Genomic DNA, 8,910 nt, shown 5'->3' with positions numbered 1-8,910 from the left:
TGGAGAATGCCTGTCGTAAAATTAGGATAAAATTGTCCATTTGACCCGTCTGCGGAGCGTGGGAAAGAGGGTCAAATTTGTTTTCATAATAAAGGGGGTAGTTGAATCGATGGAGAAATCCAGTCCACCCTCTGCACACCCGCCAGCGGGTGACATGGTTTGAACAGGAGCATTCCCGATTTTTGGTTAACTAATGGTACATTGTAACACAAGCATCCCGGCTCGAAAATAAGACTACAAAAAATAGTTTAAGTACAGATACTACAACACTATATGGCTATAAAACCATTTTCATCGTTTCTGGGTGTTGCAAATGCAACATGATGACTGCTTCTGGCATTTTACCCTCAAGCTGGAAGTTCGTATTTTTTATATCTCGCTTGGTGCTGGTATCGCCAGCGTAGGTTTACAAGGTGCGATTCAAATCCCAAATCGTAATTCGTAAATCGCCCCCCCCTGTTTCACATGCGTATGGGGATTATTGTTGCAAGCGATTCAATTGATTTTCTGAATGGGGTATTTCGCACATATTTCCACCTCTCATCATTTGGTTCCGGCGCCTGTTTGGTAATGTTACGGATAAAAGGAAGCCCCCTGAGACCCTCATTCAGCGCAAAGGCATGCGTCCGGGAATTTGCTTCACCCATAGGGACTACATCGGTTACAAAATCAACGAACACCTGCATATCGTCAAAGATTTCAGTAGTCACTGTCCGTCCGGCCTTAAAATTGCCAATGGTGGCGTCCGGAATAGTTTCCAATAAATTTATACCTGCAAACAGTGCATTCTCGCTGACATGTATTGCGCTCCTTGGCACGCCTACTACAATGTCTTTGAAAACAGCATCAACAAATATCTTTTTGAAAAAGTGTTTTGTTGCGTCGAGTGCATTTGTAGGGGAGCTTTCCCCTTCCGGGGTGTATTTGCCAAGGGTGAATCCGCTGGCAATATCTTTAAAGAAATTTATTATTGTGCCGAAAAAACCGACTTTTCCCCCCGCCTGAATGGAACCATTGCTATCAACATACTTAAATGGCGCGCCGGCGCCTACGTCTTTAAAAATGTTAATAATATTTTCGCCGGCATCTTTCAGGTCTTTTCCTACTCTTTTACTAAATTGAGATTGATTTAAGTCATAATCTATTGTATTTGTTTCTTTATTAAGCGCAAAAGAGTCCCCGCCGGGTTTTGATAACAGTTGGTCTTCTTTGTACATTATTAGCTGTTCTATAAACGATGGTGAGGTTTTTCCTTTTTTTATGTTTTCAGAGGCTGTTTGAATGGCAAAACTATTACGCTCTAACTGCGATAAAGCTGGTTTGCCGGTTTCTATAGTTTGAGTGGCGGAATGTGACGTCGTTTGGGATGCCTGGCTTTTTAATTCATGGTTAATAATATCCCGGAACAAAGAATTGTCAGTACCTTTGGCAGCATCTGTGGTGAAACCAGAATTGACCTGGGTACTGATCGTCGAAATTTCTGTACTCTGTATCATGATAAACCTTCTTTAAAGAATGTTTTCGTATGAGGCATAAGAATTTTTAGCAAATATAGTGCCTTTAAAATAATAGGGGTGAAGCATTTGCCTGCGTAGAAGATAAGGACTTAAAATGCTACATACCCGACAACTCCGTTTTGTTGAACGAGTTATAACTATATGCAGCAAACGCTTCGCCCAAATGGGTAAGTGATTTTATTTTAATGTGAATATATATTAAAGAAAACGGTGTGGAAAAATTTTCCCCGTATTGTGTCCTGATATTGTTCAGAAAGGAATGTTTTTATAATGACGGTATTGATAGAGATGAGTACCATGTGTTTCAAAGACACAGAGGTGTTTGCAAAGGTAACAAATTGTAAGGAAATGGTTGAATCACAAGGGTTTGAATTTGGTATTCAAATTCATAATACCATTTCAAGGGAGTTGTATAACAAAATTAAGGGATATAATGTAAAGTATACCGTTCATGCCCCATTATTTTCTCAACATTTCATAAATCTGGCAGGAGATAATTTTGAGCGTATTGTTGAGGATTTTGAAAACACGGCAAATATTCTTGAAGAGTTGAACAGCACTATTGCCGTGCTGCATGGATTTTTCATGACCACAAAACCAATTAAAAATGATCCTGCCAACTATGGGAATGTATTGCGCGAGGCAATAGACAGTAAGTACCTTTTACACAATACCCGTGTAATGAATCCGGAATATTTAGCTACGGAAGAGTTTCAGGGCTACCAAAAAAGGGTGAAAATAAATATGGAGAGGCTAAGAAGCCATTTCCCGGCCTACATCCTGTGCATGGAGAATGATTTTCCCGGGCTTGGGAATGGAAATCAAACACCGGAGCATTTAAAATATCTTGATTGCCCAATCTGGCTGGACGTCGGCCACCTATGGGCATCAGCGATTTTAAATAAATTTGATTTTTACGAGGGCATTAACGAGATATGTACGCAATGTAGTGTTATGGGGGTGCATTTAAATACAAATCAAACGCCACTCGATTGGAATTTCAAAGCGCCAATGGGAGATACCCATTCGCATTTTTCTACTGACTATGATATGGATATGGAAAAAATCATTTCTCTTCTTAAAAAAAATCACATTACGCATTTTACCATCGAAATTATTGGTGGAAATGAAAAGGATGTAGCATTTTTCATTGAGACATATCGAAATGCGTGATAGTGTGTATGGTCGAAAGCATTTGCCCCGGCGAAACCGGCAACCGACAGATTGTGGATTGTAGATTGTCTACCCTACTCCACTAACTCAATCAATAAGCTTGACAAAACAAAATTTATTAGTATCATGCGGAAGTTTATTTTTTTATACATGAGAAATCGTATCTATAATTTAATTTTGAAATGGTAAAGATAAAATGTACAGGATATTAGTCGCATCGAGTATTGCTTTTTTCACATTTTTGGTAATTATGGGGCCATTGACGTATCGGACACTTATCCCCGCATTGGAAAGCGAGGTGAAGAACCATTTGATCTCGGTACGGGAGATAAAAAAGGTGCAGATTCAAAACTTCTTTTATGAAAAATACGGAGACGTGCATATCCTTTCCAAAAACCCCCTCGTAGAACAAAGTTTACCCCGATTCTCCAATGCATTTAGATCGGCAGGTTTAGATTCTGCCTCATACAAACAGGTCGATACCTATTACGGACCTCTTTTAGAACATTACCAAAGACGGTTCGGTTATCAAAACATTTTTCTTGTTGATAAAGACGGAAATGTTGTTTTCGGGATAAAGCGCAATGAATACCTCGGTACAAATTTAAAAACAGGCGTTTTTAGCTCATTTACCATTGGAGAAGTGTTTAAAGAAGGTTTAAATAATATTAAATTTTCTGATTTGACATGGAGTGAGGAATCAAAAGATTTTGTCTTTCTGGGGGCTGCTCCGGTGTATGATACTTCTAATACTCTTTTAGGGTTGGTGATGGTTGAAATACCTTTTTCAAAGATTGATCCTATTTTATTGCAAAGGGATGGATTAGGGGAAACCGGGGAGATTTATGTGGTTGGCGATGACAACTTCATGCGGTCAAAGTCAAGGTTTTTGAAACAAAACACTATTTTAAAACTGGAAATTGACACACAGGCAACGAAAGAAGCGCTTGCGGGGCATACGGATATAAAAATCATAAAAGATTACCGCAATATCCCCGTACTCAACGCCTATACCCCCCTTGAAAACCTCAGGGATGTCCACTGGGTGCTTTTGATAAAAATAGATAAAAAGGAGGCGTTTTATGCCGTGCTTGCCTTGAAAACAAATCTTATCATCATTGGTACGGTCATAGCCGTTATCACGATTGTTTATCTTTATTTTTACTTTCGGAAAAGACATTTGCAAAGTGGTCATGCAAGGCATTAAAAGGAAATATACCTATTGGATATTCCCTGCATTTTACCACCTTGTTGTAGGCCTTTTTCTCTTTAATAGCCGCTAGTTTTTTTTGTCTGTTCCCGAACTCAGCAGTTATTTGTTTAAACATAGACGCATTCAATTTTTTGATTTGATGGAATAACTGACTTCGTTTCTCCTTGTCGCTTCCCCTCATCCTCTCTATCAATGCACGTTTTTCCTCCACCATTTTTAAAAACAGGGGATGTTGCCTTGTTTTTCCCGAAGCGTGTCGTTCGGGATTGGTGCGCATGTCGTTCAGCTCTTTTTGTAAAGCAGGGAATGTTTTCGCGTCAATATCATGTGTTTTGACAGGTAGAAATAATGTGGTTGTTGTCGTAATATATTTTGGCGGGTTTATATGAAAGAAATCTTTCATGATGCCATTTGTTATCACATCGTACCTTGATCCGCCGATTCCATGGAGAAATACATCAGACAGGAATAATCGGGAAAACATCGTTAGGGTAATCGCCCTGGGCCGCAATTTAATAGGGTGGAAAGGATGCGACGCCAACGACCTGAGTCTGGAGATGATTTTCTGCGGATCTTCATCTTTCTTTAATGCCAATTCCATTTGATTGCCATTTGTTACTATTATGGAACCGGCATCATATCGTGCATAACATTTATTACGTGCGCCGCCTTTTTCCCATATCCAAAAGGGCAGTTCCACCAAGGTATCATGTATTTCCAGGTCGGGAACCGGATTTGCTTTAGAGGAAATGGCATGAGTGTTTCGATAATCATTTAATTTTTCGTTATGAATTTCTGTAAATTGTTTTGCATTGTACAAAATGTGCAGGAAAAAAGAGTAGAACCCTTTCGTGTTACACATCAGCGAAACAGGGATTTCAAGATTTTTAATGCCAAAGGCGTTTTCAAGACCCTTTCTTGCCGCCGTAAACAATCCCGTCATGTCCTTGCAGCCTTGCTGATACGCATGCCGTATTTGATACATAAAACAATCAAACATGATTTGCATATCTTTAACGGTATTTTTTACGTCGTCGTGATTGTTTTTCCGGAGCAATGCATCAACTTTATCTTTAAAGCGTTCTATCACCTCTATCCTTTCAAGCGAAATTTCTTCATAAGCCTGAGTTTCTTTCCCCTCAACAAATGATACTTTCTGAATAGATGCTGATTCTTCGGAGAAACACGGCACATACACAAAACCAGCCTTACATGAATCACTGTCCACAATAAGATTTATGCTTATACCTTTTAATTTCTCTGCCAAATAATATGCGAGATGGTTTTTTATCCATATCCCTGGATGATAGAAAATGGGTTCATGTCCGGTGAGTATTATTGGTATACTTTCAGGACAGTAACGATGTGAGATTATTGGTTCAACAGGCAAAAAACTTTCGTATAATTGTTCAGCGGCATTTTTTCCGCTATCATTTACCGTGTGGCTAGTTGTTTCGCTGAATTTGTGCGGTAGGAACGAAAAGATTTTTTTTGTGTATTGTGTTGCGATGTTTAATAATTCCAAGCGGGTTTCATTCCGTAATGTCTGAAAAGTGATATCAGTTATTTTAAAGGCATAATGCTGTATTTCCCGCATATTGTCTCGCGTCAATTCCAGGGCGTCTCCGATAGGCGGATAAAAAACGGACGCTTCGTTTTCCGGTATTTTATAAGGAATATTTTCTGTTGCCATTTTCAAATGATTCTGTTTTAGTATTTTAAACCAACGTAGGCATGGTTTTATTTTGCACTGAATAAAGCCATGTTTTTAAAAACAGGCCGTATAAAAATATGTCTGATTAGGAAAAGAAATGCTCGAAAATAACATTGAAAAAGTTTTAATCCTTGATTTTGGATCTCAGTACGCGCAGCTTATTGCCAGACGCGTAAGAGAAAACCATGTGTACAGCGAAATAGTATCACACCTTATTACTGCAGAACAAATAAAAAAGATAAAACCAAAAGGCATTATACTCAGCGGCGGACCTGCCAGTGTATATTCAAAAAATGCACCGGGATGTGATGAGGAAATAATGAAACTAGGAGTGCCTGTTTTGGGCATTTGCTATGGCATGCAATTGGGATGTATGATGCTTGGCTCAAAAGTAAGCCCTAGCGCTGCAAGAGAATATGGGCGTACTTTATGTGCCATCAGCGGTGAAAACAGATTTTTAAAAACCCTTCCACAAGAGATCACGGTATGGATGAGTCATGGCGATATCGTTACTGAATTACCGGCGGAATTTGAGTCGCTTGCACACACAAAAAATTGTCCTTATACGGCAGTAAAGCATAAGAATAGGGATTTCTATGGGGTACAATTTCATCCGGAAGTGACACATACGCCAAATGGCAGCCAGATCATAAGGAATTTCCTCTACGAAATATGCCATTGCTCGGGAAACTGGAAGATGGATTCCTTTATTGAAAAATCGGTGAATGACATAAATAGACAAGTGGGAAACGGGCGCGTCGTTTGTGGCTTGTCCGGCGGGGTTGATTCCGCGGTAACTGCAGCGCTTATTCACAAGGCAATTGGCAATCGTCTTTCGTGTATTTTTGTTGATAACGGACTGTTAAGAAATTTTGAGGCAGAAGAGGTAGTTAAAACATTTAAAGAAAATTTTTCAGCAGACCTCCATGTGGTTCGGGCGCAGGACCGATTTCTGGGGAAATTAAAGGGTGTATCAGACCCGGAAAAAAAGCGTAAAATTATTGGTCATGAATTTATAAAGGTATTTAAAAATGAGGCGCAAAAGATAAGCGATGTACAATTTCTCGCCCAGGGCACATTGTATCCTGATGTTATAGAAAGCATACCTGCACATGGCGGCCCGACAGTCACTATAAAAAGCCATCACAACGTCGGCGGATTGCCTGAAGAATTAGGGTTTGAACTGGTTGAGCCATTACGATTTTTGTTTAAGGATGAAGTAAGGAAAATAGGTGAAGAACTGGGGCTTCCGAAAGAATTGGTCGGACGCCATCCATTCCCAGGGCCTGGTTTGGCTATCCGGATAATAGGAGAAATTAGCGGACAGCGTTTAGAAGTCTTGCGTAAGGCAGATAAAATAGTCATTGAGGAGATATGCAAAGCGGGCTTATACAATAAAATTGCTCAGTGTTTTGCGGTGCTCCTGCCGTTAAGTACCGTTGGGGTTATGGGTGATGAGAGGAGTTATGAAAATGTGATTGCTGTTCGTGCGGTAGAAACAACAGATTTTATGACTGCAGACTGGTACCGCATTCCCAATGAAACGCTCGGAAGTATTTCTCATCGGATTATAAATGAGGTGAAGGGCGTTAACCGTGTGGTATATGACATAAGCACAAAACCTCCGAGCACAATTGAATGGGAATAGTCGGAATGACAGATTGTTGTTAAACGGCATAATAGAAAATCCACAGTCCTCAATCTGTGGATTGCCGATTACAGAAGGGACAATTAAATATTTTCCCAAAAAGCATGCACTGACGAATGGAAGTGTGCGAAGAAATTACTGATAAGGTACTAAAGCGTTACCATTAAAAAAGGCGCTGTCTCCAAAGAGACAGCGCCTTGTATTTTTCCGTAAATCTAATCCCTCAAACCACAGTAATGCATGAGGTCCGGAATTAGTGCCCGGCAGGTATCTTCAATGTGCTAGTAGATTCCATCTCAAGGTGGTAGCCAATCTCGCCGTGCTGAGTAATATCCAGCCCGGTGTCTTCTTGTATTTCTGCTGTCCTTAAGCCTATCGTATACTTGAGAAATAATCCGATAACCATTGTCACTGAAAATGCGTATGACCATGAAATCAGGAAACCAATACATTGTAAGCCCAATTGTTTGAAGCCTTCCATACCCCATCCAATGAATAAGCCGTCAACTCCATCAGGCCCCATTACCATTTTGGTACAATATAGACCTGTGGCAAAGGCGCCTATCGTACCGCCAATCCCATGTACTCCAACTACGTCCAAAGCGTCGTCATATCCAAAAAGCGCTTTTAGCTTCATGCTGGCAAAGTAACATCCAACACCCGCCATAATTCCAATCTGTATAGCGCCTAAAGGCCCTACAAAACCAGACGCCGGGGTTATGGCTACAAGGCCGGCAACTGCGCCTGAAGCCGCACCGATAAGCGTAGGTTTTTTCCTATGAATCCATTCGCATACCATCCAAACGAAAGCAGCAGTGGCTGCAGACGAGTTTGTTATTACCCACGCAAATGCCGCCCTTCCGTCAGAAGCCAGTTCGCTGCCAGCATTAAAACCGAACCATCCGAACCAGAGCAGGCCCGTGCCGAGTAGCACCATCGGGACATTGCATGGTGGCCTTATGTTTTGTTTCTTGCGTTTTCCGAGTAATATCACGAGGGCAAGGGCTGCCGCACCTGAATTTATGTGTACCACCGTTCCGCCGGCAAAATCCAGCACTTCCCAGGCTTGGAGGAAACCGCCGCCCCACACCCAATGACATACCGGGTCATATACGGCAGTCGCCCACAGGGGAATAAATATTAAAAGTGCGCTGAATTTCATGCGCCCTTCAACTGCACCCATGATAAGCCCCACGGTAATAATCGCAAATGTTGCCTGGAATGCCAAAAAAGTGTATTCCGGAATGGTGCCGGAGAGTGTATCGGGCGTTATACCGCGCAAGCCGACCTTTGCCAAATTTCCGATAAAGTTGCCGCAATCCTCTCCAAATGAGAGAGAGTATCCCCAGAATACCCATTGGATACTGATTACCGCCATACTCATAAAAACCATCATTAACATATTTATGATATTTTTGGATGAACACATGCCGCCATAAAAGAAGGCAAGGCCCGGGGACATCAGAAGTACTAATGATGCCGACATAAGAATCCATGCATTATCGCCCGAATCCAATACATCGTCACCTGCCAATACTACGGATGATGCGGCCATCACCAGTACAAGGCTTAACATTGTCAGTAAACTAAATTTTTTCATTTTTAAAACCTCCTATTCGTCAGTTTAAAAATCCTTATCTTTAAA

6 protein-coding genes are annotated in these 8,910 nt (G+C 40.9%); 3 read left to right on the top strand and 3 right to left on the bottom strand.

Annotated features, from left to right (window positions below; genetic code table 11):
* Window positions 1–461: 461 nt before the first annotated feature.
* Window positions 462–1,496, bottom strand: coding sequence for a hypothetical protein (locus QZT26_RS04895; protein ID WP_099325757.1), 1,035 nt, complete (start codon window positions 1,494–1,496; stop codon window positions 462–464).
* A gap of 291 nt (window positions 1,497–1,787) precedes the next feature.
* On the opposite strand from QZT26_RS04895, the gene QZT26_RS04890 reads away from it, so the two are divergent.
* Entirely contained in the window at window positions 1,788–2,690 is a 903-nt protein-coding gene (locus QZT26_RS04890; RefSeq protein WP_295101040.1) for a hypothetical protein, read from the top strand.
* A gap of 196 nt (window positions 2,691–2,886) precedes the next feature.
* Window positions 2,887–3,897 (top strand): cache domain-containing protein, encoded by a 1,011-nt coding sequence (locus tag QZT26_RS04885; protein ID WP_164995479.1) that lies wholly within the window; start codon window positions 2,887–2,889, stop codon window positions 3,895–3,897.
* On the opposite strand, the gene QZT26_RS04880 is transcribed toward QZT26_RS04885, so the two are convergent.
* Window positions 3,830–5,596: a hypothetical protein gene (locus QZT26_RS04880; protein WP_295101037.1), complete on the bottom strand. Its 1,767-nt coding sequence runs from the start codon at window positions 5,594–5,596 to the stop codon at window positions 3,830–3,832. The genes QZT26_RS04885 and QZT26_RS04880 overlap by 68 nt on opposite strands.
* 118 nt (window positions 5,597–5,714) lie before the next feature.
* On the opposite strand from QZT26_RS04880, the gene guaA reads away from it, so the two are divergent.
* Window positions 5,715–7,265 (top strand): glutamine-hydrolyzing GMP synthase, encoded by a 1,551-nt coding sequence (gene guaA / locus QZT26_RS04875; protein WP_099325753.1) that lies wholly within the window; start codon window positions 5,715–5,717, stop codon window positions 7,263–7,265.
* A gap of 253 nt (window positions 7,266–7,518) precedes the next feature.
* Here guaA and QZT26_RS04870 read toward each other — a convergent pair whose 3' ends face one another.
* On the bottom strand, window positions 7,519–8,865 hold the full coding sequence (locus tag QZT26_RS04870) for an ammonium transporter (protein ID WP_099325752.1): 1,347 nt from the start codon (window positions 8,863–8,865) through the stop codon (window positions 7,519–7,521).
* Between the last annotated feature and the right edge of the window lie 45 nt (window positions 8,866–8,910).

This window comes from uncultured Candidatus Kuenenia sp. (genome assembly GCF_900696675.1).
GTDB lineage: Bacteria > Planctomycetota > Brocadiia > Brocadiales > Brocadiaceae > Kuenenia > Kuenenia stuttgartiensis_A.
Note: the sequence above shows the minus strand (reverse complement) of the source record. Positions and strands in the feature narration are given on the sequence as shown.